This is a genomic window from Fulvimarina endophytica (assembly GCF_003403015.1).
GTDB classification, from domain to species: Bacteria; Pseudomonadota; Alphaproteobacteria; order Rhizobiales; family Rhizobiaceae; genus Fulvimarina; species Fulvimarina endophytica.
Genome location: NZ_QURL01000003.1, coordinates 147,130 through 173,497, shown reverse-complemented (window position 1 = coordinate 173,497; position 26,368 = coordinate 147,130). Strand labels below are relative to the sequence as shown.

Annotated in this window: 20 protein-coding genes; 13 read left to right on the top strand and 7 right to left on the bottom strand. The window is 67.7% G+C overall.

Annotation, left to right across the window (positions count from 1 at the left end; all coding sequences use genetic code 11):
- Positions 1 to 29: 29 nt before the first annotated feature.
- Genes DYI37_RS07325 through DYI37_RS07315 form a run of 3 tightly spaced genes read left to right on the top strand, consistent with a single transcriptional unit; the run spans position 30 to position 3,855 of the window.
- The gene (locus tag DYI37_RS07325; RefSeq protein ID WP_116682577.1) at positions 30 to 1,220 is read left to right on the top strand and encodes a M20 aminoacylase family protein; all 1,191 of its coding nucleotides are present in this window, start codon (positions 30 to 32) and stop codon (positions 1,218 to 1,220) included.
- Between the two features lie 11 nt (positions 1,221 to 1,231).
- Positions 1,232 to 2,368 carry a M20/M25/M40 family metallo-hydrolase gene (locus DYI37_RS07320; RefSeq protein WP_116682576.1) on the top strand — a complete coding sequence of 379 codons (1,137 nt, stop codon included), beginning with the start codon at positions 1,232 to 1,234 and terminating at the stop codon, positions 2,366 to 2,368.
- The gene (locus DYI37_RS07315; RefSeq protein ID WP_245413819.1) at positions 2,365 to 3,855 is read left to right on the top strand and encodes an amidase; all 1,491 of its coding nucleotides are present in this window, start codon (positions 2,365 to 2,367) and stop codon (positions 3,853 to 3,855) included. The genes DYI37_RS07320 and DYI37_RS07315 overlap by 4 nt, the downstream gene beginning before the upstream one ends.
- Positions 3,856 to 3,930: 75 nt before the next feature.
- Here the strand turns inward: DYI37_RS07315 and DYI37_RS07310 are convergent, their stop codons facing one another.
- Positions 3,931 to 4,581: a LysE family translocator gene (locus tag DYI37_RS07310; protein WP_116682575.1), complete on the bottom strand. Its 651-nt coding sequence runs from the start codon at positions 4,579 to 4,581 to the stop codon at positions 3,931 to 3,933.
- 204 nt (positions 4,582 to 4,785) lie between these two features.
- Between DYI37_RS07310 and DYI37_RS07305 the strand changes: the two genes are divergently transcribed.
- From DYI37_RS07305 to DYI37_RS07280, 6 genes are all read left to right on the top strand, one after another.
- Entirely contained in the window at positions 4,786 to 5,280 is a 495-nt protein-coding gene (locus DYI37_RS07305) for an urease accessory protein UreE (RefSeq protein WP_116682574.1), read from the top strand.
- A 675-nt stretch (positions 5,281 to 5,955) separates the two neighbouring features.
- On the top strand, positions 5,956 to 6,975 hold the full coding sequence (gene hemE / locus DYI37_RS07300; RefSeq protein ID WP_116682573.1) for a uroporphyrinogen decarboxylase: 1,020 nt from the start codon (positions 5,956 to 5,958) through the stop codon (positions 6,973 to 6,975).
- Positions 6,976 to 7,246: 271 nt separating this feature from the next.
- Positions 7,247 to 7,771, top strand: coding sequence for a protoporphyrinogen oxidase HemJ (gene hemJ / locus DYI37_RS07295; protein ID WP_425365028.1), 525 nt, complete (start codon positions 7,247 to 7,249; stop codon positions 7,769 to 7,771).
- A 76-nt stretch (positions 7,772 to 7,847) separates the two neighbouring features.
- Positions 7,848 to 8,102 (top strand): DUF1902 domain-containing protein, encoded by a 255-nt coding sequence (locus tag DYI37_RS07290; protein ID WP_158555105.1) that lies wholly within the window; start codon positions 7,848 to 7,850, stop codon positions 8,100 to 8,102.
- Between the two features lie 4 nt (positions 8,103 to 8,106).
- The gene (locus tag DYI37_RS07285; protein WP_116682571.1) at positions 8,107 to 8,304 is read left to right on the top strand and encodes a type II toxin-antitoxin system HicA family toxin; all 198 of its coding nucleotides are present in this window, start codon (positions 8,107 to 8,109) and stop codon (positions 8,302 to 8,304) included.
- 95 nt (positions 8,305 to 8,399) lie between these two features.
- The gene (locus DYI37_RS07280; RefSeq protein ID WP_116682570.1) at positions 8,400 to 9,833 is read left to right on the top strand and encodes a phosphomannomutase; all 1,434 of its coding nucleotides are present in this window, start codon (positions 8,400 to 8,402) and stop codon (positions 9,831 to 9,833) included.
- Positions 9,834 to 10,057: 224 nt separating this feature from the next.
- Here the strand turns inward: DYI37_RS07280 and DYI37_RS07275 are convergent, their stop codons facing one another.
- The 4 genes from DYI37_RS07275 to DYI37_RS07260 form a co-directional block, all read right to left on the bottom strand.
- Positions 10,058 to 10,654: a protease inhibitor Inh/omp19 family protein gene (locus DYI37_RS07275; protein WP_116682569.1), complete on the bottom strand. Its 597-nt coding sequence runs from the start codon at positions 10,652 to 10,654 to the stop codon at positions 10,058 to 10,060.
- 233 nt (positions 10,655 to 10,887) lie between these two features.
- Positions 10,888 to 11,553 carry a carbonic anhydrase gene (locus DYI37_RS07270; protein WP_116682947.1) on the bottom strand — a complete coding sequence of 222 codons (666 nt, stop codon included), beginning with the start codon at positions 11,551 to 11,553 and terminating at the stop codon, positions 10,888 to 10,890.
- 72 nt (positions 11,554 to 11,625) lie between these two features.
- On the bottom strand, positions 11,626 to 12,474 hold the full coding sequence (pdxY, locus tag DYI37_RS07265) for a pyridoxal kinase (protein WP_116682946.1): 849 nt from the start codon (positions 12,472 to 12,474) through the stop codon (positions 11,626 to 11,628).
- Between the two features lie 104 nt (positions 12,475 to 12,578).
- Positions 12,579 to 12,836 (bottom strand): hypothetical protein, encoded by a 258-nt coding sequence (locus DYI37_RS07260; protein WP_116682568.1) that lies wholly within the window; start codon positions 12,834 to 12,836, stop codon positions 12,579 to 12,581.
- A gap of 369 nt (positions 12,837 to 13,205) precedes the next feature.
- Here DYI37_RS07260 and DYI37_RS07255 point away from each other — a divergent pair, with 369 nt between their 5' ends.
- Entirely contained in the window at positions 13,206 to 18,116 is a 4,911-nt protein-coding gene (locus tag DYI37_RS07255; protein ID WP_199520105.1) for an NAD-glutamate dehydrogenase, read from the top strand.
- 173 nt (positions 18,117 to 18,289) lie between these two features.
- On the opposite strand, the gene DYI37_RS20130 is transcribed toward DYI37_RS07255, so the two are convergent.
- Positions 18,290 to 18,436, bottom strand: a complete 147-nt coding sequence (locus DYI37_RS20130) for a hypothetical protein (protein WP_199520104.1) — start codon at positions 18,434 to 18,436, stop codon at positions 18,290 to 18,292.
- A 212-nt stretch (positions 18,437 to 18,648) separates the two neighbouring features.
- On the opposite strand from DYI37_RS20130, the gene DYI37_RS07245 reads away from it, so the two are divergent.
- The 3 genes from DYI37_RS07245 (at position 18,649) to DYI37_RS07235 (ending at position 25,152) form a co-directional block, all read left to right on the top strand.
- Positions 18,649 to 19,488 (top strand): MOSC domain-containing protein, encoded by an 840-nt coding sequence (locus DYI37_RS07245; RefSeq protein WP_116682565.1) that lies wholly within the window; start codon positions 18,649 to 18,651, stop codon positions 19,486 to 19,488.
- Between the two features lie 391 nt (positions 19,489 to 19,879).
- Positions 19,880 to 20,179 carry a hypothetical protein gene (locus tag DYI37_RS07240; RefSeq protein WP_116682564.1) on the top strand — a complete coding sequence of 100 codons (300 nt, stop codon included), beginning with the start codon at positions 19,880 to 19,882 and terminating at the stop codon, positions 20,177 to 20,179.
- 104 nt (positions 20,180 to 20,283) lie between these two features.
- The gene (locus DYI37_RS07235; protein ID WP_116682563.1) at positions 20,284 to 25,152 is read left to right on the top strand and encodes an Ig-like domain-containing protein; all 4,869 of its coding nucleotides are present in this window, start codon (positions 20,284 to 20,286) and stop codon (positions 25,150 to 25,152) included.
- Between the two features lie 162 nt (positions 25,153 to 25,314).
- On the opposite strand, the gene DYI37_RS07230 is transcribed toward DYI37_RS07235, so the two are convergent.
- Entirely contained in the window at positions 25,315 to 26,136 is an 822-nt protein-coding gene (locus DYI37_RS07230) for a hypothetical protein (protein ID WP_147307893.1), read from the bottom strand.
- Positions 26,137 to 26,368: the final 232 nt, after the last annotated feature.

Genomic DNA, 26,368 nt, shown 5'->3' with positions numbered 1-26,368 from the left:
CCGCGCTGGGGCCTGAAAGGAAACGAACCATGACCATCATTCCCGAGATCGAGAGCTTCAAGGCCGATCTGACGGCGATCCGCCACGATCTCCACGCCCATCCCGAAATCGGCTTCGAGGAGACGCGCACCTCGGCCATCGTCGCCGAGGCGCTGAGATCCTACGGTCTCGACGAGGTTCATACCGGCATCGGCGGCACCGGCGTCGTCGGCATCTTGAAGGGCACGGGCGGGCGGGAAGGCGAGGGGGGCCGGCGCATCGGCCTTCGCGCCGACATGGACGCCCTGCCCATGGACGAGCTGACCAACCTGTCCTATCGCTCCACAAGGCCCGGCCGCTTCCACGGCTGCGGCCATGACGGGCACACGACCATGCTGCTCGGCGCCGCGCGCTATCTCGCCGCGCACCGGGAGTTTTCCGGCACGGTGGTCTTCGTCTTCCAGCCGGCCGAAGAGGGTCTGGGCGGGGCGCGGGCGATGCTCGCCGACGGGCTGTTCGAGCGCTTTCCCTGCGACGAGATCTACGGGCTTCACAACATGCCGGATCTCGATATCGGCCAGGTCGCCGTGTTTCCCGGCAAGGCGATGGCGGGCGCGAGCTTCTTCGACATCGCGATCAGGGCGCGCGGCAGCCATGCGGCCATGCCGCACAATTCGAGGGACGCCGTCGTCATCGCCATGGCGCTCGCCCAGAACCTCCAGACCATCGTCAGCCGAAATGTCGATCCCCTGAAGCCGGCCGTCCTGTCGATCACGAAGATCGCTTCGGGCTCGGCCTATAACGTGATCCCGGAGGAGGCCTCGCTTTCCGGCACGATCCGCTTCTTCCACGACGAGGTGGGCGACCTCGTGCGCACCCGCATGCGCGAGATCGCGGCGGGCGTCGCCCTCACCTTCGGCTGCCAGATCGATGTCGACATCCGCGACGTCTTCACGGTCCTGGAAAACGACGAGGCGGCGACCGAGGCCCTGCGGGAAGCGGCGAGCGAGATCGTCGGCCCCGAGGGCGTCATCACCGAGCCGCGCCCCACAATGGGCAGCGAGGACTTCGCCGACATGCTGCGGACCGTTCCGGGGTCCTATTGCTGGGTCGGCCATGGCGGCACCATGCCGCTGCACAATCCGGGCTTCGTGCTCGACGACGAGATCCTGCCGATCGGGGCGAGCCTCCTTGCCCGCATCGCCGAGCGCCGGCTCGCCGGACAGACCGCCGAAATCTGAAGGAAGACGCCATGTTCGACGTGAAAACCGTTCCGCTCGACGCGGACGTGATGCTGGCGAGGCTCAGGCCCTGGATCGAGCTCGAAAGCCCGACCTACGACAAGCCCGCCGTGGACGCCATGACCGCGATGGCGGCGGCCGACATGGAAAAGATGGGCTTTTCCGTGGAGGTGATCCCCGGCCCCGAAGGCCTCGGCGACTGCGCCCGCGCGAGCTTTCCCCATCCGAAGGCCGGCGAGCCCGGCATTCTCATCATCGGCCATCTCGACACGGTCCATCCCATCGGAACCCTCGAAAAGCTCCCCTTCCGGCGCGAGGGCGACAAATGCTGGGGCCCCGGCATCTGCGACATGAAGGGCGGCAATTACGCCGCGATCTCGGCAGTGAAGGCCCTCGCCGAGATGGGCCATGAGACGAAGCTGCCGGTCCATGTGCTCCTCACCTCCGACGAGGAGATCGGAACGCCGGGCACACGCGCGCTCATCGAGGCGGAGGCCGCCAGGCACAAATACGTCCTCGTTCCCGAACCCGCCTGGGGCCGCAACACCCTCGTCACCGGCCGCTACGCCATCGCCCGCTACCACCTCACCGCGAACGGACGGCCGAGCCATGCAGGCGCGGCGCTCTCGCGCGGCCAGTCGGCGGTGAAGATGATGGCGCGCGAGCTTCTCGCCATCGAGGAGATGACGGGCGAGGACTGCACCTTCTCGGTCTCCGTCGTCCATGGCGGCCAGTGGGTGAACTGCGTGCCGACCGTCTGCCGGGCCGAATGCCTCTCCATGGCCAAGCGCCAGGAGGATCTCGATCGCGGCACCGAGCGCATCCTCGCCTTCAACCGGCAGAACGACGACGGCACCGGCTTCGTCGTGGAGAGAAGCGTCGTGCGCCCGGTCTGGGAGGCGAGCGCCGGCACCATGGATCTCTTCGAGCGGGCGAAACGCATCGGCCTCGATCTCGGCTTCGAGCTCTCCCATGCCAGCGAAGGCGGCGGATCGGACGGCAATTTCACGGGCGCGATGGGCCTTCCGACCCTCGACGGGCTCGGCGTCGTCGGAGCGAACGTCCATACGCTGGACGAGCATATCGAGGTCTCGAGCCTCGTCTCGCGCGGGCGCCTGATCGCGGGCCTTCTGGCGGACCTCGATTGAGCGCGCCGGGCAGCACGGGGCGGGGCGATACCCCGCCACCCGCACCGGCCGAGCGGCTTTCCGCCTTCGACCGGCCCGGCCATCTGCGCGCGCCGATGGCGGCGATCCCGGAGCCCTGCGACGAGAGCGCCGTGTCTCTCGCCGCGAAGATCCGCACAGGCGCGCTCTCGGCCACCGAATGCGTGAGCGGTTTTCTCTCCCATATCGAGGCGGTCAATCCGGTCCATAACGCGATCGTCTCCCTGCGCCCGCGAGAGGAGATTCTCGCCGATGCGGCCCGGGCCGACGCGGCGAGGGCGAAGGGCGAGGCGCTCGGCCCGCTCCATGGCCTGCCGATCGCCATCAAGGATCTCTCGCCGACCGCCGGGCTCACCACCACCTTCGGCTCGCCGATCTATTGCGGTTTCGTGCCGGACGAGGACGGTCTGGCGACGGCCCGCGTGCGGGCGGCGGGCGCGATCGTCATCGGCAAGACCAACACCCCGGAATTCGGCCTCGGCTCCCACACCTTCAACGAGGTGTTCGGCGCGACCGGGAACGCCTTCGATCCGGCCCGAAGCGCCGGCGGATCGAGCGGCGGGGCGGCGGTCGCGCTTGCGACGCGAATGCTGCCGATCGCCGACGGCTCCGACATGGGCGGTTCGCTGCGCAATCCGGCGGCGTTCAACAACGTCTTCGGACTTCGTCCGAGTTTCGGGCGGGTGCCGGCGCATCCGTCGGGCAATGTCTTCGAAGCCTCGCTCGCGACGGACGGGCCGATGGCGCGCTCGGCGGAGGATCTCGCCCTCCTTCTCGGCATCCAGGCCGGTGCCGATCCGCGCCAGCCCCTGTCCTTCGGCCTGCCCTCCCTCGGCCAGACGAGGATCATCGAAGGCACCGGGATCCGCATCGGCTGGCTCGCCGATCTCGGCGGCCATCTGCCCTTCGAGGCCGGCATTCTGGAGAGTGTGGAGACCGCGCTCGACGCGATCCCCGGCGCGCGGATCGAACCGGTCTCGATCGGTCTCGATCCGGAACGGATCTGGCAGGCCTTCTCGGTGCTGCGCCAGATCGAGATCGCCGGGCGCTACGGCGCGCTCCTGGGCGATCCGCGAACCCGCGATCTCCTGAAGCCGGAATTCGTCTGGGAAATCGAGGGAGGCCGGAGGCGCACCGGGCTCGACGGCTTCCTCGCCCGCCAGACCCGGGCCGAACTCCACATCGAGATGGCCGCCCTGTTCGAGCGCTTCGACATGGTCTCGCTACCGGCCGCCCAGGTCTTTCCGTTCCCGGTCGGATGGCGCTGGCCCCGGTCGGTCGCCGGGCGGGAGATGGACAGCTATCACCGCTGGATGGAATGCGTCGCCCTCGGCACCCTTTCCGGCTGTCCGGTTCTCGCAGCGCCCGCCGGCTTCAGGGGCGGGCTCGCCTGCGGATTTCAGCTCATCGCGCCCCATGGACGGGAAGCCGATCTCCTGGCGGTCGCCCGGCGTATGGAACGAGGCTGACGGGGCTAGAGCCCCGGATCCGGTCGATGAACCCGGTTCGAGGCTCCGGTCGATCGCCGACGCATCGGGCGATCGTCAGGCCGCGGCCTTGCGCCATCCGGCGGCGAGAACCCCCGCGCCGATCATCAGCGATCCGGCGAGGCGGTTGACGGTGCGCTGGACGCCGGGCCTGCGGATCGAGCGCCGGGCCATCGCGGCGAGCATGGCGTAGAGGGCGGCATTGAGGGTCGCGAGCACGAGGAAGGTCGCCTCGAAGATCACCATCTGCCCGAGGACCGGCCGCGACAGGTCGAGAAATTGCGGCAGGAAGGCCACGAAGAAGATGATGCTTTTCGGGTTGAGGGCCGTCACGACATAGGTGTGGAGGAAGATGCGAAGCGGTCGCTCCCTCGGCACGTCGTTCGCCGCCTCGCCGATCGCCTCCTCGGCGGCAAGGGCCGAGACCGGCGCTCGCCAGAGCTTGATGCCGAGATAGACGAGATAGGCCGCGCCGATCCATTTCAGCACCGTGAACAGCGTGGCGGAGGCCGCGAGCAGCGCGCCGAGGCCCAGCATGGAGGCGGTCATCGCCGTGAAATCGCCGAGCGCGACACCGGCGACGGTGGACCCGGCGGCCCTTCGCCCATGGCCGAGCGCATAGGAGACGACGAGGAGGATCGTGGGTCCGGGGATCGCCAGAAGGACGGCGGATGCCGCGACGAAGGCCAGCCAGTGCTCGAACGCCATGAGATCTCTCCGATCGGTCGGCCCGATCGAGCCACGAAAACGCGCCGGACACAAGGTCACGCGCATCTGAGCGGAGCATGGACCGGGGTTCCCTGCGCCGCGCCGGTTGGCGAACGGGGTTTCGGATCAATATCTCGGAGCAAGTAACGCCGCACGGGTTCGGGCCGGACCTTCGGGGCGCAGCGGATGGAAGGGCGCAGCGGCATGATCACGGGACTGGCGGTCGTTCCACGCGGCGAGTGGAGCGAGGCGGCCGATACGATCACCCTCGGGGCGGATGTGCGCGACCGCCGCCGCATGGCCATGGTCTCCGATGGCGGCATCGCCTTCCTTCTGGATCTCACCGGCACCCGCCGGCTCGGCGTCGGCGATGCGATCCGTCTCGACGACGGGCGGCTCGTGGAGGTGCGCGCCCGCCCCGAGCCGCTGATCGAGATTTCCGGCCGCGACACGGACCATCTCCTCTCCCTCGCCTGGGCGATCGGAAGCCACCATGTGGCGGCCGAATTTTCCGGCGGGCATATCCGCATCCGCGAGGCGGAGGGGCTTCACGAATTCCTGGAAGGGCTCGGCGCCAGGATCGAGCGGGTGGAGGCCGGGTTCGATCCCGAGGCGGATATCCGCCGGGCGCAGCTTCCCCCGAGAGCCGATGGCCTGCCCGCCGGGTTCCCCGACGGGAGCGCGGACGCGGCTCCCTGAGACCCGCATCTGGTTTCACCGCTCCGGGCGCCGAACCGGCATGGGCGGCCGGGCCGTTTTACCGCGAACCGCCGACTTTCGATGTTTCACGTGAAACATCGCCGCGATGTCATCCGCCTTCGCGCGGCCGAAGCGCCCCGTCGGCGCCGGACGGTCATGATGCCGGGAATGGGCATGACGCCCGATCTTCAGATCTCCTGCGGCCCACGATCATCGGACTCGATTCGTCATGCGAATGCAATATGGGCGGGCTACGACTCCCACGATTCTTGGGGTCCCTGTTCACAACTCTGGAGGGGTGGGGACGGGTTTGTCCGCAGGCTCGCGCCCTGTTCGAAAGCTCCGAGTTTTCCCCACCGCCGGACCGGGCGCGGGGAGTCGACAGGCCTTGCGGGAATTTGTGGAGATCGGTGTTCATCCGCTCTCCTTCCCGACATCTTCTCCCCAGCCGTCGATGAGGCCAGACCCTGCGCCAAAGGCCTGGAAAGCCGGGCGGTTCGGGCGCCCGTCCCCGCACTTCTCGACAGGCCCGCCCATCATCGTTACGAACCGTTCCAGAGTTCTTCGCCCATGGGGGAGGAGACAGGCCGCGATGTGGATTCTCGCTATCCACCGAGTCAAAGAAGAATCAAAAGATTCCTTTCAAAGGGATTCTTTAAGGGGAAGGGATCGCAGATGGCGGAACGCAAGCTCATGAAGGTGCTGGACGGCGAAACCGTCTTCCCGCCGCCGGTCTGGCTGATGCGGCAGGCCGGGCGCTACCTGCCGGAATATCGCGAGACGCGGGCAAAGGCCGGCGGCTTTCTGGATCTCTGCTACAATCCCGATTTCGCAGTCGAAGTGACCCTGCAGCCGATCCGAAGGTTCGGCTTCGACGCCTCGATCCTCTTTTCCGATATCCTCGTCATTCCCGATGCGCTCGATCGCGGCGTGCACTTCATCAAGGGCGAGGGACCCAAGATGACGCCGATCCGCGCCGACGAGATTGAGCGTCTCGATCCGAGCCGGGCCGAGACGCATCTCGCACCGGTCATCGCGACGGTCGCGCGGCTGAGGGAGGAGCTTCCCTCGGAAACGACGCTGATCGGCTTCTGCGGGGCGCCCTGGACCGTGGCGACCTATATGATCGCGGGACACGGCACGCCCGATCAGGCGCCGGCCCGCATGTTCGCCTATTGGAACCCGGAAGCGATGACGAAGCTTCTGACGCTGCTCGCCGAGATGAGCGCCGACTATCTGGTGCGCCAGCTGCGCGCCGGCGCCGACTGCGTGCAGATCTTCGACAGCTGGGCCGGCGTTCTCGACGATCAGGCCTTCCGGGACTACGCGGTCGCACCGGTCAAGCTGATCGTCGAGCGGGTGCGGGCGGCGGTGCCGGATGCCAAAATCATCGGCTTTGCCAAGGGCGCGGCCGCGCGCCTTGCCACCTATCGCCAGGAGACCGGCGTCGACGCACTCGGGCTCGACTGGCAGGTGCCGCTCGATTTCGGCCGCACCCTCCAGAAGGACGGCGCCGTCCAGGGCAATCTCGACCCCTTGCGCCTGATCGCCGGCGGCAAGGCGCTGGACGAGGGCGTGGACCGGATCATGGAAGCCCTGTCGAACGGCCCCTTCGTCTTCAATCTCGGCCACGGCATCACGCCCGACGCCCCGATCGAGCACGTGGAACGGCTCCTGAAGCGCATCAGGGGCTGACCCCGAGACCTGAGACTCGAGAACGGACGCCGGAGGAGGCGAGGGGGCGGACACGGCATCCCGCACCGCCGGTCTCTCCCTCTCGCTTCGGTGGGCCCCGGCGCGGGCCGGATCGGCGCGGCCCGATGGCACGGTGCTCCAAGCTGGACGTTGCGGCGGCGAACCGCGATATAGGCGAAAACGGACGGTCCCCGCCGCCCGAAAAGTTCGAAGTCCCGCCTCGCATCGCCCGCGCCGAGGCCCACCGCGTCACGCCAGGAAAGCCGACCCCATGAGCCAGACCAGCCGCACCAAGCCCTCGCCCGCCAAGATGATCGTGCCGGTCGTCGGCCTCCTCGCCATCGTCGCGGTGCTCTGGTTCATTCCGGTGGAGGCTCAGCTCTGGATCAAGTCGCTGCACATCTTCGCGGTGATCTCCTGGATGGCGGTGCTCCTCTATCTGCCGCGCCTCTTCGTCTATCACACCGAGGCCGGGCCGAAGACGCCCCAGTCGGAGACCTTCAAGGTGATGGAGCGCCGGCTCCTGAGGGGCATCGGCACGCCGTCGATGATCGTCACCTGGGCCGCAGGCCTCTGGCTCGCCGCCAAGGTGTTCGAGTTCCAGGGCGCCTGGCTCCACGCCAAGATCGCCTTCGTGGTGGTCCTCACCGCCATGCACATGTTCCTCGCCGCCTCCATGCGCCGCTTCGCGAACGACGCCAACACCCGCTCCTCGCGCTTCTGGCGCATCATGAACGAGGTGCCGGCGGTTCTCCTTGTGATCATCATCGTCCTCGTGGTGGTGAAGCCCTTCTGAGGGCAACGGGATCATGACGAGCGGGGACGGTCTGCCTATACTGTCGCGGCAACCGACCAAGCATGGAGCCCAGCCGATGAAGCGCAGTTTCAGGGTCAAGGCGTTCTGGGACGCCGAAGCCGGCGTCTATGTGAGCGAAAGCGATATCGACGGTCTACATATCGAAGCCGAGACGATCGAGGGTTTCGAGGCCGTCATGGTCGAGAGTGCTCTCGATCTGATTCTCGCCAATCACCTGACACCGGAGGATCTGGCGACGACGCCTCTGCGCGATCTCATTCCGGCGATCTTCTGGGAGAGGCCCGAGGCAAACGTGCCCCGGGCGGCATGAGAGAATGCCGGAGGGTTACTATGCCGAGGTCTCGCGCCTCTTGCGCGAGGCGGGATATCGCTATGAGACCAATGCCAAGGGATCGCATGAGAAATGGCGCGATGAAGAGACCCGCCGCCTCGTTCTCGTGCCGCGAAACTTGAAAAGCAGGCACACCGCCAATGCGATCCTGCGCTCGGCAGGCATCGATCTGAAACTCTGACGGGCCCGGGCGCTTCGGTCCGGACCCCCGTCATCCGCCGGTGCGCGAACCCGGGCGCCCTCCCGGTTTTCGCCTTCGAACGAACAGGACCCGCCATGTCATCCCTGAAATTCGGAACCAGCGGCCTGCGCGGCCTCGTCGCCGATCTCGACGGACCGCCGGCCTATGCCTGGACGCGCGGCTTCGTGAGCCATCTGGAGCGCTCCGACCAGACCGGAACGCGCACCGTGATGATCGGCCGGGACCTGCGCGCCTCGAGCCCGGCCATCGCCGCGCGGGTCGCAGCCGGCGTGAAGGATGCCGGCTGGACGCCGGTCTCCTGCGGCGCGCTGCCGACGCCGGCTCTCGCCATGGCGGCGATGGCGCGAGGAGCGGCCGCTGTGATGGTGACCGGCAGCCATATCCCCGACGACCGCAACGGGCTGAAATTCTATTCGCCCGCCGGCGAGATCGACAAGGCGGACGAGGGCGGCATCCGGCTCGCTCATGACGATCTGGTGCCGCAGGTGCGCGAGGCCTCCCATGCTCTTTCGGAGGGCGAGATCGAGGATATCTCGGCCGAGGCGATCGAGGCCTATGTGGCGCGCTCGGTCGATTTCTTCGGGCCGCAGGCGCTGATGGGCCTTCGGATCGGCGTCTACGAGCAGAGTTCCGTCGCCCGCGATGTTTTGACGGCGATCCTTGCGGGTCTCGGCGCCGAGACCGCCGGGCTCGGGCGCGCCGACCGGTTCATCCCGGTCGATACCGAGGCGCACCGACCCGAGGATATGGAGCTGATCGCGGCCTGGGCCGAGGAATACGGCTTCGACGCGATCGTCTCCACCGATGGCGATGCGGACCGGCCGCTGGTCGCCGACGAGACCGGCGCGATCCTGCGCGGCGACGTTCTCGGAATGCTGACGGCACGGCATCTCGGCCTTCCGACGATCGTCACCCCGGTCACCTCCTCCTCGGCGATCGAGCGGTCCGACTTCGCCCGCAAGGTGGTTCGCACGAAGGTCGGCTCGCCCTTCGTCATCGCCGGCATGGCCGAGGCCTTGCGGGCCGGTCACAAGAGGATCGTCGGCTTCGAGGCGAATGGCGGCGTTCTCCTCGGCTCGGACGTTTCGCGCGATGGCCGTCGTCTCGCCGCGCTCGCGACGCGGGACGCAGCTCTCCCGATTCTCTCGGCGCTCGCCGAGGCGGCGGCGGCGAACGCCCCGCTCTCCTCCGTCACCGCCTCGCTGAATGCGGGCTTTGCGGCGGCCGACCGGCTGAAGGACATTCCGGCCGAGGCGAGCGGGCCGTTCCTTGAAAGGCTCGCCGGCGACGAGGCCTATGCGAGCGAGCTCTTCTCGCCGGTGGGGGCCATCGCCGAGATCGACAGGACGGACGGGGTGCGCACCCTCTTTGAAAACGGTGCCGTGATCCACTACCGGGCCTCGGGTAACGCGCCGGAGCTGCGCTGCTACGTGGAGGCGCCAAGCGCCGAGGAAGCCGCCCAGCGCCTCGCCTGGGGCCTGGAGACGGCAAAGCGGGCCGTCGCCTGATCGCAGGCGATTTCCTGCAGCTTCGGTCCCGAGACGTCGACGAGCGCCTCGGGCCGAAACGGGGACGAGGGTCTTCGGGCCATCCGATGTGTCGGCAGGAGCCACGAGCCTCGGGCCCGATTTGAGAATCGGGGTCTCGCGAAACGAAAACGGGCTCGCCATCGCGAGGATGGGAGCCCGTTCGTTCGAGAGATCGGTAAAACGGCCCTGAGGCCGTCCTTCGATCAGCGATAGAGGCTGATCGCCTGGCCGCCGGTGGTCTGGCCGTCATAGCGGGCTTCGCCCGAGGAGGCGAGGCTCGCGACATTGGTGCCGGTCGAGGTCTTCAGGACGACATTGTTGCCCGAGACGTCCCAGGCCGACACGTCGGCGACGGCGCCGGGGCAGCCGCGCGAGGCCGCGCGATAGCCGCCGCTCCACTTGGTGAGCGAGAGGATGATCTGGCAGTTGCCGCCGGCGGTCGTCACCTTGTAGGCGCCCAGAACCTTGTTGCGCGACAGGCTGCCGCCGCCCGAAGCGGAGGCGGATGCGGAGGCGTTGACGCCGACATTCGGATCGAGCGCGGCGGTCTGCGTACCGCCGTCGGTCTGGCCGTTCATGCTGCCGGCCATGGAGGAATTGTTGGTCGAGGGCGGCGGCGGCGGCGGGGGAGGCGGCAGCTGGCCCGAGGCGACCTGGGGGGTCGGCGAGGCCATCAGCGGCGAAACGCCGACATTGGCGTTCGCATTGGTGTTCGCGTTGAACTGCGGGATCGATTGCGAGCAACCGGCCGCGAGCAGTACGGCTGCGAGGGCGGCGCCCGTTGTCATCAGTCTGGTCATCAGTCGAAGGCTTTCCTGGTCGTTCGTTCGGCTGCTGCCGGGCACCGTTTCAGGGTTCTCATGGTCCCTGCCGGCGGGCTCTCCCGCATCTGCGCCACTCAAGCGGCCAATCCAGAGCGAAGCAAGGGCGAGCGCCGCAAAACCTGTGCCAAACTGCAACGCAGACACTTTATTGCAACAGATCGTCGATCAAACCCCGGGCGATCGCGTCAGGGCCGTCCCGTCGAGCGCCCTCAGGCGCTCTCGCCGGGTCCGATCGCGAGGCGATCGAAATCGCCGCTTTCGGGGTCCATGCCCCAGAGATCGCCGGTGCCGATATCGACCCAGGCCCCGTGAAGCGTGATCTTGCCCGCATCCTCGAGGTCCCGGATCATCGGGAAGGTGCGCAGATTGCCGATCGAGTGGCGGATCGCGGTGCGCTCGAGGGCGGCATGGCGCTCGCGCGAGGTCATGTGGTCGTTGCTGTTGAAGGAGGCGGCAACCGGATCGAGAAGGCTCATCCACTTGCCGATGAAGTCGCCTGGAGAGAGGGGATCTGCGCCCGGCGACAGGGCGGCGTGGATGCCGCCGCATCCGCTGTGGCCGAGGATGAGGATATGCTCGACCTTCAGCGCCTGGACGGCGAATTCGAGGGCGGCGGAGGTGGAGTGGTATTCGCCGTCGGGCTCGTAGGGGGGAACCAGATTGGCGACGTTGCGCACGACGAAGATCTCGCCGGGCGCCGAGTTGAAGATGGTCTCGGGAACCGCCCGTGAATCGCAGCAGGCGATGACCATGGTGGGCGGATGCTGGCCTTCGTCGGCGAGCGTGCGCAGGCGATCGCGATCGCCGGGAAGCCTCTTCTCGACGAAGGTTCGGTAACCGGTCAGAAGATGGTCGGGAAGATGCTGCTTGGTCATGAAGCCATCCAATAGATCGCGCGCGAGACGACGGCAACGCTATTTTGCGCCGTTGCCCTCACCCCTTACCCCTCAGCGCCGGCGCGGCGCGGCGAGCCGGCGCATCTGGACCATGGCCATCGGGGTGACGAGCGCCGCGGCATCGGTCTGGAGCGTCATCTCGTTCGCCCCGCGCTTGGCCGTGCGCGCCAGGATCTCGAAGACCGAGGCGGTGGCGAGCTTCAGTGCCTGGTCCGGCGAAAGCCCTTGAAGCGTGCGGGCGAGAAAGAGCGCCGCCGTCAGGTCGCCGCCGCCATGGGGGCCGTTCTCGATCAGCCGGTGTTCGGCGAGATCGCTGCCGCGCTCGGTGACGAGGAGATTGCCGATGCTGCCCGACAGCATGGCGTAGGCGGAGGTGACGAGGACGGTGGCCGGGCCCAGAACCCGGGCCGCTTCCGTGAGATCGGCATTGGTTTCGAGGACGAGTTCGCTCAGGACCTCGAGTTCGAACCGGTTGGGCGTGGCGATGTCGGCGATGGGCAGAAGCGCCTCGCGCACCGCCTCGACGATCTCCTGCGGCCGGTAGAGCCGGCCATCGTCGCCGAGCACGGGATCGAGGCAGTAGATGAGGTCCGGCCGCGTCTCGCGCAGGCGCTTCACGAGGCGCGCTGCCGCCCGCACCTGCCGCCCGGTCGCGAAATAGCCGGTGATGACCGCGTCGATCTCGCAGGAAAAGGGCGAGGCCGCGAGATCCTCGCACAGGGCCTCGAACGCGTCGTCGTCCGCCACGATGCGCGTCGAGGGACCGTGGCCGGGATGCCAGGGCAGGGTGATGGTGGGCAGCGACCAGACCGTGAAGCCGAGGCTTTCCAGCGCGAAGACGACGGCGCGGTTGCCGACGGCGCCGCGCACCACCTGGCTCGAGATCGCAAGGACGCTCATGGAGCCCGCCACGCCCTCCGCCGCCCCGCCTTCGCCGCGCAAGGTCCCGTCCGGCTTCCTCGCGCCGTCGATACCCGCCGGGATTCTCCTCGAGGGCGGCCGGTTCATGCGGCGAACTCGATGAGGAAGAGGGCGGCGAAGACGAGGAGACCTGCGACGCCCAGAAGGCGCCCGATGCGCATGCCGATCACCTCGATCCGGTCGTCCTGATCGGCGTCTTCGGCCTTGAAGAAGGCCCGGGGGCGCAGGAGCCAGGACTGGACATGGGTTCCCGTCTGCGGATCGGTCTCCTCGCCGATCCGCTTCAGGATGTGGCCGGCCTCGCGTCTGCGTGCCGCGTCTTCGTCTTCGCGGTATGCCATGGCGACAGATGTCTCCCATTAGAGAGCCGCGTGCAAGCCGTCCGCGTGGACTGCGGGCGCGAGCCCGCGACGGCTGGCAGAGCGGCGATCGCAAGGAGCCGGGCGAGGTGTCGCCCGCACGCGGTTCGTCCCTGCGGCGGGAGAAAAGAAGCACCTGCCCGCGCTTTTCACGATTGCAACTTCGGCGCCGTGACCAACTTCGTCCGCAAGGCCGCCCGAAGATCGCGGGCGCATTCGACGCGATCGGTGCTAGGCTCGGCCCCGCATCCGGATGCTTGCGACCCGATCCGCGGGCAGAACGGGCGGCTAGCTGCGACCGGATGGATGCGACGGAAGACGGCAGACCTGATGAGGAATGGGAGAGGCGAGATGGGCAGACCGGATCATTCGACGAAGGCCGAGGTCTTGAAGGCGGTCACCGAGGCGCTCGGCGAGGGTGGGGCTGCCCGAAGTCTTGCGCCGCTGCTTCTCGCACGGCCGCCGGTGGAGGATCTCGCGGCTTTCGAGACCGGGGCTCTCGCCCTTGCCGTGCGGGCCGCGACCGATGCCCTCCACACCCATCGCGGCAGCGAGCCGATCGTGCGAGTCGAGGCGCCGGAGGGCTTCACGCGCGACGGCCAGGGCATGCAGCTCGTCACCGTGGTCAATCCGGACATGCCGTTCCTGTTCGATTCCCTTGCCGGCGAGCTCGCGGCACGCTCCTCGACCACCCACTACATCTCCCATCCGATCCTCGACGTGATCCGCGGGTCGAACGGGGAGGTGACCAGCTTCTCGGCCTCCACCCATGCGACGGCCAGGGACGCGGCGGTGGAGCGCGTCAGCATCATCCAGTTCGCGATCGACCGCTTCGCCGATCTCGATGGCGGCGAGAAGCTCGCCGAGGCGCTGACGCGGATCCTCGGCCATGTGCGCCTCGCCAACAAGGATTTCGCCGCCATGCGCGAGCGGGCCGATCAGGTGATCGCCTCCCTGCGCGAGGTTGAGCGCAAGGCCGACGAGACGCGCCGGCCCCTGATCTCGGAATCGGCCGAGCTCCTGCAATGGCTGCGCGACGACAACTTCATCTTCCTCGGCAGCCGGCGCTATGACTTCGACGGCGATGCGGAGGGCGAGAGCCTGTCGCGGCGCGAGGACGGCAATCTCGGCATCCTCGCCGATCCCTCGGTCTCCATTCTCGGGCGCCAGGGCGGGCCGACGGCGACGACGCCGGAGATCCGCGCTTTCCTCGACGCGCCCCAGCCGATGATCGTGACCAAGGCGAACGCCAAGACGGATGTGCACCGGCGCGCCTATATGGACTATATCGGGGTCAAGCAGTATGACGAGGCGGGAAACTTAGCCGGCGAAGTCCGGTTCGTGGGCCTCTTCACCTCCACGGCCTACACGCGCTCGATCCTCTCCATTCCTTATCTGCGCCTCAAGGCCGAGACGGTGATCGCCCGCTCGGGCTACCGCTCCGATTCCCATTCGGGCAAGGCGCTGCTCAACGTCCTCGAATCCTATCCGCGCGACGAGATCTTCCAGATCGACGTCGACACGCTGGAGACCTTCGCGGCGACGACCGTCGACCTCAACGAGCGGCCGCGCATCAAGGTCATGCCGCGCCACGACCGGTTCGACCGGTTCGTCTCCATCATGGTCTACGTGCCGCGCGAGCGCTACGATTCGAGGCTTCGCGAGCGCATGGGCGCGCTTCTCGCCGATGCTTATGAGGGCCGCGTCTCGGCCTTCTATCCGGCCTTTCCCGAAGGGCCGCTCGCGCGCATCCACTTCATCATCGGCCGGCGCTCGGAGACGCTGCCCGAGGTCGACACCGCCGATCTCGAGGAGGAGATCCGCCAGATCGCGCGCAATTGGGGCGACACCTTCCACGCCGTTCTCGCCCGCGAGGGCCGCTTCGGCGAATTTTCGGACTATGCGCCGGGGCTTCCCGAAACCTATCGCGACGTGATCACGCCGGAGGAGGCGGTGGCCGATGTCGCGGTGATTGCGGGCCTCGATGCGGGCGCGCCCCTCTTCATGGACTTCTACCGAAGGCCGGGGGACGGAACGGATCTCGTGCGCCTCAAGATCTACCATCTCGGCGAGGCGGTCTCCCTGTCGACGCGCGTTCCGATCCTCGAGAACATGGGTTTTTCCGTCACCTCGGAACGCACCTTCGAACTGCGCCGGCCCGACGGGGCAGGGGTCCATATCCACGACATGGACCTGGAGCGCCGGGCGGGCGGGGAGATCCTGCTGAAGGACGAGGGCAAGTCGCTGGAGGAGACCTTCGCCAGCGTCTGGGCGCGGCGGATCGAGAACGATCCGTTCAACGCCCTCGTCCTCGAAGCCGGTCTCAGCCACCGGCAGGCGAACGTCCTGCGCGCCTATGGCCGCTATCTGCGCCAGGCGGGTCTTACCTATTCGCCGGGCTATCTCGCCCAGACGCTGAACCGGCGCCCCGATTTCGCGACCCGCCTCTTCGAGATGTTCAGCCGGGCCCTCGATCCGAAGACTGAGGGGGCCGGCGAGATCGTCGACGGGGAGGCTGCGGCCGAGGGCGTTCCGGGCATGGACCCGGATCTCTGCCGCCGGGCGGCCGCGCGGGGCGTTGCCGACCTGTTCTCCCAGTTCATCGAGAAGCTGGAGGAGGTCGACGCGATCGACGACGATCGCATCCTGCGCCATTACGCGGCCGCGATCCTCGCCACCCTGCGCACCAACTACTTCGCCGTCGACGGCACCAGCAACGATCTCGACAACAGGCCCGGCGACGTGTTGCCGGCGCTCGCCTTCAAGTTCGACAGCGCCGGCGTCGAGGGCCTGCCCCGGCCGGTGCCCTTCCGCGAGATCTTCGTCTTCGACGCCCGGGTGGAGGGCGTCCATCTGCGCTTCGGCAAGGTGGCGCGCGGCGGTCTGCGCTGGTCCGACCGGGCGCAGGACTATCGCACCGAGGTTCTGGGTCTCGTGAAGGCCCAGCAGGTGAAGAACGCCGTCATCGTGCCGGTCGGCGCTAAAGGCGGCTTCTATCCCAAGCGCCTCCCCGACCCGGCCGCCGATCGCGATGCGTGGTTCGCCGCCGGCAAGTCCGCCTATGTGGTGTTCATCGCCTCGCTCCTGTCGGTCACCGACAACATCGTCGGCTCGGACGTCGTCGCGCCGGAACTCGTCAAGCGCATCGACGGCGACGATCCTTATTTCGTGGTCGCGGCCGACAAGGGCACGGCGACCTTCTCCGACACGGCCAACGCCATCGCCCAGTCGGAGGACTTCTGGCTCGACGACGCGTTCGCCTCGGGCGGCTCGGCCGGCTACGACCACAAGGCCATGGGCATCACCGCGCGCGGGGCCTGGGAGACGGTGAAGCGCCATTTCCGCGAGATGAACCACGACATCCAGTCCGAGCCCTTCACGGTGGCGGGCTGCGGCGACATGTCGGGCGACGTCTTCGGCAACGGCATGCTGCTTTCGCGCAAGACGAGGCTCCTCGCCGCCTTCGACCATCGCGACATCTTCATCGATCCGAATCCCGATCCCGAGACGAGCTTTGCCGAGCGCGAACGCCTGTTCGCCAAGGACCGCTCCTCCTGGGCCGATTACGACGCGGAGAAGATCTCGAAGGGCGGCGGCGTCTTCTCGCGCCGGCACAAGCGCATCTCGCTGTCGCCGGAGGCGCGCGAGGCGATCGGCTTCGACAAGGAGAGCGGAACCCCCGCCGAGATCATCAGCGCGATCCTGAAGAGCCCGGTGGATCTTCTCTGGTTCGGCGGCATCGGCACCTATATCCGCGCCTCGAACGAGAGCAATGCGGATGTGGGCGACCGGGCGAACGACGCGCTGCGCATTCCGGCGGCCGAGATCCGTGCCAAGGTGGTGGGCGAGGGCGCCAATCTCGGCGCGACCCAGCGCGGCCGTATCGAATTCGCCCGGCGCGGCGGCAGGATCAATTCCGACGCGATCGACAATTCGGCCGGCGTCAACACCTCCGACGTGGAGGTGAACATCAAGATCGCCCTGAAGAGCGCCATGGAGGACGGGCGGCTGGAGCGCGAGGCGCGCAACGAACTCCTCGCCTCCATGACCGAGGACGTCTCGCGCCTCGTCCTCGTCAACAATTACGAGCAGTCGCTCGCGATCTCCCTCGACGTGCGCAAGGGCAATGTCATCCTGCCGCTCCAGGCCCGGTTCATGAGCGCGCTGGAGGAGACGGGCGATCTCGACCGGGTGGTGGAGGTGCTGCCGGGCGAGGGGGCGATCGGCGATCTGAAGGGTTCGGGGACAGGTCTCACCCGGCCGGAGGTCGCGGTTCTCCTCGCCTATGCCAAGCTGACGTTGTTCGACCAGCTGGTCGATAGCGACCTGCCGGACGATCCCTATCTCGCAGCCCGGCTGCATGCCTATTTCCCGAAGGCCATGCGCGAGAACTTCGCCCGCGACATCGACGGCCACCGGCTGAAGCGGGAGATCGTGGCGACGGTTCTCGCCAACGACTTCGTCAACCGCTGCGGCCCGACCTTCCTGACCGTGGTGCGCGAGGCGACGGGCGCCTCGCCGTCGGAAATCGTGCGCGCCTATGTGGCCGCCCATGACGGGCTCGAAGCGGAAGGCCTGTTCGAGCGCATCGACGGGCTCGACAATAAGGTCGACGGCACGCTCCAGAACGACCTCTACGAGGCAGTGGCCCATTTCCTGCGCCGCACAACACGCTGGTTCGTGCGCAACGAGAAGTTCACGAGCGGCCTCGAACAGGTCGTCGCCGACTGCCGGGAGGCGCTGGCGGGCCTGAAGCCGAAGCTCGCCGATCTCGCCTCGGACGCCTCGCGCTCGCAGATCGAGGAGACGAAGCGGGGGCTCGCCGAGAAGGGCGCGCCGGAGGACCTCGCACGCGATCTCGCGATCCTGCCGCTCGTCGCGCTCCTGCCGGACATCGCCTCTGTTTCACGTGAAACATCGGCCGATGCGCGGCAGGTCATGGCCACCTATTTCGCCCTTACCGACCGGTTCGAGATCGGCCGGCTGGAGCGGGCGATCTTCACCCTCGAGGCTGAGGACTATTACGAGATCCTCGCCCTCGACCGCTCGGGCAGCCAGATCGCCGAGGCGCGGCGCAAGCTGACGGCCGGCGCGCTGAAGCGGTTCGGGGAGAAGGAAGACCCAGCCGGCGCCTGGATCGAGGAGAACGCCGACAGCGCCCGCCGCATCGGAAAGCAGATTCAGACCCTGACGGGAAGCGGCGAGACCTCGGTTCCGCGCATCACGGTGGCGGCGGGCCTCCTCGCCGATCTCGCGGGATAGGCGAAGGCCGAACGGGTCGAAGGAGAGGGCCGCGACACGAAGACCGGACCCGGTTCATGGATCGGGTCCGATAGCGTTCGGTGAGTGATTGCCGGGAGAGTTCGTGGAGGATCGAAGAGGGGGAACGGCGCGCCGGGGGCGCTGCCGTTCCGAGGGGCCCTCAAGCCCGGTGCTTACTTCTTCTTGCCCTTGTCGTCGTCCTGCGCCTTGGCGAAGCGGGCCGGCGTTCCGGCGGCGGGGGCCGTGGCGGGCTTGGCGGCCTTCTTGTCGGCCTTGGGTTTGCGAACTTCCTTGTTCGAGCGCATTTGGCCTTTGGCCATGGTCCACATCCTTCGGGGGGCGATTTCGAACCGACCGCCGAGCGCTTCGTCCGAAATCGCGTAAAGGACGAAGGCGCATCTCATCCGGCGCTCCGGAGGCGATCATATCACCGGGCAGGACACCGCGCCAGATGAGGCGGGCTTAGCCCTTGCGCCAAAGGGGCCTGCGGGGCGAGAAGACGGGCGAAGGCGAAGAGAGGACGAGGCGTTTGATGCAGCTCGGATCGATCCATGTCCATCCGGTCAAGGGTGGACGTTCGGTGTCGCTGGAGGCCGCGGAGCTTTCACGCGAGGGCCTTCTCGGCGACCGGCGCTGGATGCTGGTCGATGCGGACGGCAAGTTCGTGACCCAGAGGCAGATGCCGGCGCTGGCAAGGCTCGAAGCCGAGATGACCGAGGACGGGCTGATCCTCGTCTTCGGCGAGACGGGCGAGCGCTTCGTGCCCTTTCCGGACGGCTCCGAGCGCCTCACCGCCCGCATCTGGCGCGACGCGGTGGACGTGGCGCTGGCCGATCCCGAGACGCAAGGGGCGATCGCGCGCTGGTTCGGGCGCGATCTCCGGCTCGTCTATCAGGACCGGGTGGAGCGCCTCGCCGATCCCGATTTCGCGCCGGACGAGAGCCCGGTCTCGCTCGCCGACGGCTATCCGATCCTGATCGCGACCACGGCCTCCCTGAGGGACCTCAATTCGCGGCTCGTCTATGACGGTCTCGATCCTGTTCCCATGAGCCGCTTCCGCCCGAACCTCGTGATCGACGAGGCCGAGGCCTGGCGCGAGGACGGGTGGAGCGCGATCCGCATCGGCGGCGTGGTGCTCGATCTCGTCAAGCCCTGCGCCCGCTGCACGGTGACGACCGTCGACCAGATGGACGGGGCTTTTGCCGGCGAGGAGCCGCTGCGCATCCTGCGCGAGACCCGCATGTCGGCCGACCGGAGGGTTCCGGGCGTCCTGTTCGGCTGGAACGCGGTCCCGCGCGGGGAAGGCCGGCTGGATGTCGGCGACCGGGTCGAGGTCCTGGCGACCCATGAGCGGGACATCGTGCGCGGCTGACGCACCGGCGGCCCGCCGGGTGATCCTCGCCGCCGCAACCATCATCGCGGCAACCCGGCCTATCTGATTGCGACGAGCGCGGGCACTCGGCGAGCCGGGTTCCGCCCGCTCCGTGTTCGATCCCGTCACGGCGCTTCAGTAGCCATCAAGCGGCCACCGAGCGGTCATCGAGCGGCCCTGCCGGAGCGTTCGATTCAGGATTTGCAAACCCTGTCGCGCGAATTTATCTCAAGTTCTCACAATATTATCAGTCGTGACGCAGATTTACCATGCGGAACGACTTTCCTTGCCTCGGGCCGGTCCTTGCCGTCAAAAGAATAACCGACCCAAAGACATGTCTCGTCGCGCTCTTCGTCGTCCGGACTTGTCGATTGAACGTAAGGGAACCTTCATGTCGATGTCCGCTGTCTTCGCCAAAGCTCCGTTCGCATCGGGTGCGATCGGCCTCGGCGCCCTTGCGACGCTTGCCGGCCTGTCGCAGATCGCCGCCTCGGCCATGGCCGGCCTGGATGTCTGCGGCGACATCGCCTCGCTTCCTCTCCTTGCCGCTCATCTTGCCGGCGGCGCCCATTGCACCGGTTGTCCCCTCGCGCTTCTCGGCCTGACGGTGATGCTCGCGGGCACGCTCCTCCATCCGGCCTCGAAGTCCGGTTCGCGGACGGGCGCCGCACTTGAGGCCGCTGCCGCCTGATCGCGCCTGCGATCCCTCATCCGCCATCGCCGGGGCGCTCGCGCCCCTGACCATCGCCGACCGCCCCTTTCAGCCGCGTCCGTCATTTCAGAAAGTCCTTGATCATGGCCAATGTCATTCAGTCCACCATCGACCAGGAGCAGATCACCGGCGCCTTCGCGCTCGCGGTCGATGCCCGGTTCGACGATCTGAGCGCGGGCCCCGGCCAGACGCTGTTCGACTTCAACAACGGCAACGGCGTCGACAATATCCGTCTCTCCCAGGTGGGCGACACGAACGCCATCGAATTCGTCATCATGCGCGCCGGCGCCGAGTACCGGGTGGTCGCCGAAAACGCGATCGTGGAGGGCGAGACGGCGACCTGGCGCGTCGGCATCGATCCGACCGGCGTGATGCGCATCGCCAAGAACCAGCAGCTTCTCGTGGAGGGCGCGAAGGGCGACGCCGTGCTTCCGGCGGACGTGGTGCGCGAGAGCCATCTCGTCGGCCAGTCGAGCGATCCGGCGAATGCCGACCTCTCCGGTCTCGTCCTCAACCTGAAGATCGCCAATTACGGCAATGTCACCGAACTCGATCCGGCCTATCAGGGAAGCCCCTGCGCGACGACCGGCGAGGTTCGCTGCTTCTGCGACACCCTGACCGCGACGGGCGAGAAGATCGCCGGGGAGAATTCGGAGACGCGGTTCTCGCCCAAGGATGCCGAGGGCGACGGCGAATGGAGCCAGGTCCAGTCCCTCGGCGTCATCCCGATCCACGCCATGGTGCTGCCGGACGGAAAGGTCCTGAGCTTCGGAAGCAACGAGGCGGGCGCCCAGACCGGCCAGTTCGTCTACAGCCTCTACGACCCCACCACCGGCGTCGACAAGATCCTGCCGAACACGACCGGCGTCGACATCTTCTGCTCCAACATGTCGCTCGATCCGGTGACCGGAAACGTCATCATCCTGGGCGGCGATGCGCGCGGCGAGGGCGGGTGGGTCAACACCGCCGTCAACGACGTCGTGATCTTCGACTACCAGACCCAGACGCTGCGCAATGCCGAAGCCGGCGACATGCATTTCGACCGGTGGTACGGCTCCTCCGTGACGCTGCCGAACGGTGAGATCTTCATCGTCGGCGGGGCCGGCGGCGGAGACGACATCCCGGAGATTTACAATCCGGTGACCGGGCCCCGCGTCCTGTGGGACGCCAAGGTCGAGATCGACTTCTGGTATCCGAAGATCTTCGTCAGGAGCGATGGCAAGGTCATCGTCATGTCCAAGGAAGGCGGCGTCTTCGCGATCGGCACCGAGGGCACCGGCTCCAGCGAACGGGTCGGACAGGTCGAGTTCGACCTCGGCATCGACAGTGCGGCCATCATGTACCGGGAAGACAAGGTCCTCGTCCTCAAGGAGGACGGCGATCTCTACACCATGGACCTCAACGCCTCCTGGCTGGGCTTCACCAAGGTCGTGGACCTGAACACCCCGCGTCACGATGCCGGCATGGTCATGCTGCCCGACGGCCGCGTCCTCATCGCGGGCGGCTCGGCACGACCCAACGATCTTGCGACCGCCGACGATTCCATCAAGATCTGGGACCCGGAGACCAACGAGATCGAGAGCGGCCCTGGCTCGGCCGTCGCCCATCTCTACCATTCGAGCTATGCGATGCTGCCGAACGGGACGGTCTGGGTCGGCGGCGGCGGCGCGCCCGGCCCGCTCATCAACACCAATGTCGAGTTCTACGCGCCGAGCTATTTCTACGGCGAGGACGGGGAACTCGCCAGGCGGCCCGAGATCACGGATGCGCCGCGCAATATCGAGGCGGCCGCGAGCTTCACGATCACCGTCGACGACACCTCCGACATCGCGCGCATCACGGCCCAGCGCACCGGCGCCTCGACCCATGCGACGAATTCCGACACGCGCTTCCTGGAGCTCGACTTCCGGGTCGTCGACGCGACGACGATCGAGGTCCAGCCCGCCGGCGCGAGCATGCTGCCGGGCTCCTGGATGATGTTCGTCCTCGACGACAAGAACGTCCCCTCCATGGCGGCGATGCTCGGCGTCGACATGGCGCCGGTGGTCGCGACCGATCCGATCCTGCCGGGGGATGCGCGGCTCGAAGTCTACGGCATCGACAAGGATCCGATCGACGGCCCCTTCGACCTGACGGTGGAAGCCCGGTTCGACGATCTGGACGCCGGACCCTGGCAGCGCGTCTTCGACTTCGGCAACGGCGCGGCGCAGGACAACGTCCTCCTGTCGCAGGTCGGCGTCTCCCGCGATATGCAGTTCGAGATCTTCGTCGGCAATGAGGGCCACCGGATCGTCGCGCCGAACGCGCTCGTCGAGGGCGAGACCGCGAAATGGTCGGTCTCCGTCAGCGACAGCGGCTACATGAAGATGTGGAAGAACGACGTTCTCGTCGCCGAAGGCCAGGGCGCCGTGCCGCGCGACGTCGACCGCGTCTCCAATCTCATCGGCCAGTCCAACTGGACCCAGGACACCCCCCTTCACGGCATGGTCCGCTTCCTCGAGACCGTGAACGAGGGCGACCTGCCCGAATACGTCCATATCGGCCTGCCGAAGATCTCGATCGCGGCGACGGGCAATGCGCAGGCCGGCGACGGCGAGAGCGTCGACCTCGTCTTCCGCGTCGCCCTCGACCAGGCCGCGCCGAGCGTCGTGACCGCGAAGATCGCGATCGCCGGCGGCACGGGTCCGTCCGAGCTGATCATTCCGGCGGGCGGGCGCGGGGCCGAGATCGTCGTGAGCGTCGCCGCTGCCGACGTGAAGAGCGCGATGGAGAAGGTCTCCGTCTCCCTCACCGATCTGACCCAGGCCCGGGCCGGCGACACGCTCGAAGCTTCCGCCCTCGTCTTCGGCGAGGAGAGCATCCGGTTCGGCGACAAGATCTATGCGGAGGGTACGCCGGGGCTCGGCTATTTCGAGGCCAAGGCCGAGGCCGAACGGATGGGCGGCAAGCTGGTGGAGATCGGCAGCGCCGAGGAGAACGCCTTCGTCCACAAGACCTTCGGCGGCGAGGACCGGATCTGGCTCGGCCTCAGCGATGCGGTGACCGAGGGCGTTTGGCAGAACGGCTCGGGCAAGGCCGCGGGCTATCTGAACTTCGCACCGGGCGAGCCGAACGATTATGGTGGCAGCGAGGACTTCGCCGAGATGCGGCCGGACGGGTTGTGGAACGATGTGGACGACGCGCCCGCCGCGCGCGGCCGCACCGTGATCGAATTCGCGGTCGCGGACGGGGCCAAGGAGCCGCCGGTGACCCCGCCGGTCTCCCCGCCCGTGACCGAACCGGAGCCGGGACCCGAGCCGACGGCCTATGCGATCGACGGTGTCTTCACCGCGACGGTCGTCGCGCGCTTCGACGATGTCGCCGGCGGCGAGTTCCAGCGCCTGTTCGACTTCGGCAACGGCGTGGGCGCGGACAATGTCTGGATGGGCCAGCTCGGCCGCACCAATGACATTGCCTTCGAGATCTGGAAGGACGGCGTCCCCCATCAGGTGGTGGCGAAGAACGCCATCGTCGAAGGCGAGACCGCCGTCTGGGCGGCCACCGTCGATGCCGGCGGCGTGATGCGGATCTACAAGGACTTCGCTCAGATCGCCATGGGCGAGGGGGTCGTGCCCGCCGATGTCGACCGCACGAGCGAGCTCGTCGGCCGCTCGAACTGGGGTGCCGACACGCCGCTCATCGGCGAGGTGCTGGATATCGACGTCGATGCCGGGCTCCACACCTTCTTCGGCAGCGGAAGCCGCAAGACCGGCGAGTTTTTCTTCGGCTCGCCCAAGGACGAGAGTCTCACCGGGACGGCGGGCCACGACCGCTTCGGCGAGACCAAAGGCGTCGACCGGATCGACGGGCGGGCCGGTTTCGACACCGTCATGGTCTCGGGCTCTCCCGACGACTACCGGGTCAGCGTCGGGACCGATGGAAGCGTCGTCCTGCGCAACGTGACCTCGCCGGCTGCCGAGACCAAGATCATGCTGAATGTGGAAGCGGTCTACTTCTCAGGGCCGAAATTCCAGATGACCATGGACACGGTCCTCTCGGTGGTCTCGCGCGACGGGGGCGGCACGCCCGACCCCGAACCGCCGGTGGCCGGGAACGCCGCGCCGGTGGCCAAGGGTGATGCGCTCTGGTTCTCCCTGAGCGCGGGAGAGGCCGTTACCGGCGAGACCGCCTTCATGCTCTTCAACGACACCGATCCCGACGGCGACCCGCTTCAGGTCGTCTCCGTCTCGGCCTTCAGCGCGCGGGGCGCGGCGGTCAAGCTGCGCGATACCAATGGCGACGGCGTCTTCGATGCCATCGACTACGATCCGACCGTCTCGGCCGAGCTTTCGGCCCTGTCGCGCGGCAGTCAGATCGACGACGTCGTCGAATACACGATCTCGGACGGCAAGGGCGGCACGGCGACGGCCCGCGTCGACCTCACGATCGACGGCGTGGCGGAGCCGGGTGCGGACGTGGCGAACGAGGCGCCGGTCGCAAACGACGACCACCTGTGGTTCTCGCTCGCCGCAGACGAGGCGGTGACCGGCGAAACGGGCTTCATGCTCTACAATGACACCGATCCCGACGGCGATCCGATCCAGGTCGTCTCCATCGACGCCTTCAGCGCGCGCGGTGCCGCGGTTCGCCTGCGCGATACGACGGGCGACGGGGTGTTCGACAGCGTCGACTACGATCCGACGGTCTCGGTGGAACTGAAGTCCCTCGAACGGGGCTCCCAGGTGGACGACCAGATCTCCTACACGATCTCGGACGGCGAGGGCGGGACCGCGTCGGCGACGATCCACCTGACGATCGACGGGACGGCCCTGCCGCTCGACACCTCGGCCGGAAGCCTCGACGCGGTGGCCTTCGCCGATCTGAACTTTGCGGACGAGGGCTCGGTCGATGCCGATACCGGCGACGCCGCGCCGTTCGATCTCGCTCCTGCCCACGACCACGTCGCCGCCTGACGGCTGGATCTCTCCCAAGGAATGCGGGCGGAACCGGTTTCGCCCGCATTTCGATTCATGGAATTGGTTCGGCGAACGGGTGGCGCGCCGCGCCAAACCGCGCCGGGGGCCGGCGGCGTCTGGCGGAAGGAAGCCTCGGGCCTCTGCCCTTGTGTCGCCCGTTCAGGCGGACGGGGCGATGCGCGGTCCCGGCCCCGGCCCCGGCCCTCGTCCCGGTCCCTTGCGCCCGCGCCGCCGGTGGCGCTCCAGGACCGCCATGGCGAGCCAGGCGAGGAGGAAGGCGGCCATCGTCGAAAGGGCCCAGAGGGACAGCAGCGTCTGCGCCGGCACCCGGCCGTTGAACTCCCGCGCGAGCCCGAGGCCGAAGGCCGCGTACCACGAGACGGCCGAGATGGTCGCGACCGCGATCATGGAGGTTCGCAGCCCGGCCGGCATGGACAGGAGCGGCTCTTCCGACAACCGTTCCTCGAAGCGCGGCAGGCAATAGGCGTGGAGAAGGATGCCGTTGATCGTCAGGACGGCGACGATGACCACCTTTGCGAGGATCTTCGGATTGTCGAGAAGGGCCGGCTGGTCGAACCAGTAGAGCGCCAGGAATCCGAGACCCGAGACCCACAGCGCCAGAAGGCCCGCCCCCGTCACCCGCGCGAGGATGACGAGCATGTTGGCGTTGCGCATCTCGAAGCGGCCGCGCAGCACCGCGCGCGCGAGCAGGACGTCGAGAACGATCACGCTGCCGAGACCGGCGCAGAGGCCGAGGAGATGTAGCGCGCGCAGGATCGTCCGCGCCTCCAGCGGCGGCAGGCCGAAGGGGAGGGCGAGGGCGAGCGCGCTCGCGGCACCCGCGCCCGCGCCGGCTTCGAGGCCGAGGCGCAGCTCGAAATGCGCGAAGGCATCGCTCGCATGGGCGCCCGCGCTCACGGCCGAGGCGAGAAGCGCTGCGGCGCAGGCGAGCGTGACGATGCCCGGATGATGGCGGCTCATGACGATCCCCGATCCCTCGATGGTTTTTGCGACCTGCCGATGCCCGGCCCGCGATCTGCAACGAAAGATGAGATTGCGCATGCAGGGCGCGCTGCGCGCGGGCTTTCCCGATCATGGCCCGTCCGGGCTTTCAGAGAGGTGAACGGAGGGTGAATCGCTACCGGAGGGGCCGGAAATCGCCGCCGGACCGCCTCTCTTTGCCGGGCGTTAACCAACGCGTCCTAACCTTCGG

Bases quoted from the DNA above. Each gene is read 5' to 3' on its own strand.
- DYI37_RS07240 (WP_116682564.1), top strand. From the start codon at position 19,880: ATGTCGATGTCCGCTGTCTTCGCCAAAGCTCCGTTCGCATCGGGTGCG.
- DYI37_RS07230 (WP_147307893.1), bottom strand. From the start codon at position 26,136: ATGAGCCGCCATCATCCGGGCATCGTCACGCTCGCCTGCGCCGCAGCG.
- DYI37_RS07325 (WP_116682577.1), top strand. From the start codon at position 30: ATGACCATCATTCCCGAGATCGAGAGCTTCAAGGCCGATCTGACGGCG.
- DYI37_RS07235 (WP_116682563.1), top strand. From the start codon at position 20,284: ATGGCCAATGTCATTCAGTCCACCATCGACCAGGAGCAGATCACCGGC.
- DYI37_RS20130 (WP_199520104.1), bottom strand. From the start codon at position 18,436: ATGGCCAAAGGCCAAATGCGCTCGAACAAGGAAGTTCGCAAACCCAAG.
- DYI37_RS07310 (WP_116682575.1), bottom strand. From the start codon at position 4,581: ATGGCGTTCGAGCACTGGCTGGCCTTCGTCGCGGCATCCGCCGTCCTT.
- hemE (WP_116682573.1), top strand. From the start codon at position 5,956: ATGGCGGAACGCAAGCTCATGAAGGTGCTGGACGGCGAAACCGTCTTC.
- DYI37_RS07305 (WP_116682574.1), top strand. From the start codon at position 4,786: ATGATCACGGGACTGGCGGTCGTTCCACGCGGCGAGTGGAGCGAGGCG.
- DYI37_RS07290 (WP_158555105.1), top strand. From the start codon at position 7,848: ATGAAGCGCAGTTTCAGGGTCAAGGCGTTCTGGGACGCCGAAGCCGGC.
- DYI37_RS07255 (WP_199520105.1), top strand. From the start codon at position 13,206: ATGGGCAGACCGGATCATTCGACGAAGGCCGAGGTCTTGAAGGCGGTC.
- DYI37_RS07260 (WP_116682568.1), bottom strand. From the start codon at position 12,836: ATGGCATACCGCGAAGACGAAGACGCGGCACGCAGACGCGAGGCCGGC.
- pdxY (WP_116682946.1), bottom strand. From the start codon at position 12,474: ATGAGCGTCCTTGCGATCTCGAGCCAGGTGGTGCGCGGCGCCGTCGGC.
- DYI37_RS07270 (WP_116682947.1), bottom strand. From the start codon at position 11,553: ATGACCAAGCAGCATCTTCCCGACCATCTTCTGACCGGTTACCGAACC.
- DYI37_RS07285 (WP_116682571.1), top strand. From the start codon at position 8,107: ATGCCGGAGGGTTACTATGCCGAGGTCTCGCGCCTCTTGCGCGAGGCG.
- DYI37_RS07245 (WP_116682565.1), top strand. From the start codon at position 18,649: ATGCAGCTCGGATCGATCCATGTCCATCCGGTCAAGGGTGGACGTTCG.
- DYI37_RS07280 (WP_116682570.1), top strand. From the start codon at position 8,400: ATGTCATCCCTGAAATTCGGAACCAGCGGCCTGCGCGGCCTCGTCGCC.
- DYI37_RS07275 (WP_116682569.1), bottom strand. From the start codon at position 10,654: ATGACCAGACTGATGACAACGGGCGCCGCCCTCGCAGCCGTACTGCTC.
- DYI37_RS07320 (WP_116682576.1), top strand. From the start codon at position 1,232: ATGTTCGACGTGAAAACCGTTCCGCTCGACGCGGACGTGATGCTGGCG.
- hemJ (WP_425365028.1), top strand. From the start codon at position 7,247: ATGAGCCAGACCAGCCGCACCAAGCCCTCGCCCGCCAAGATGATCGTG.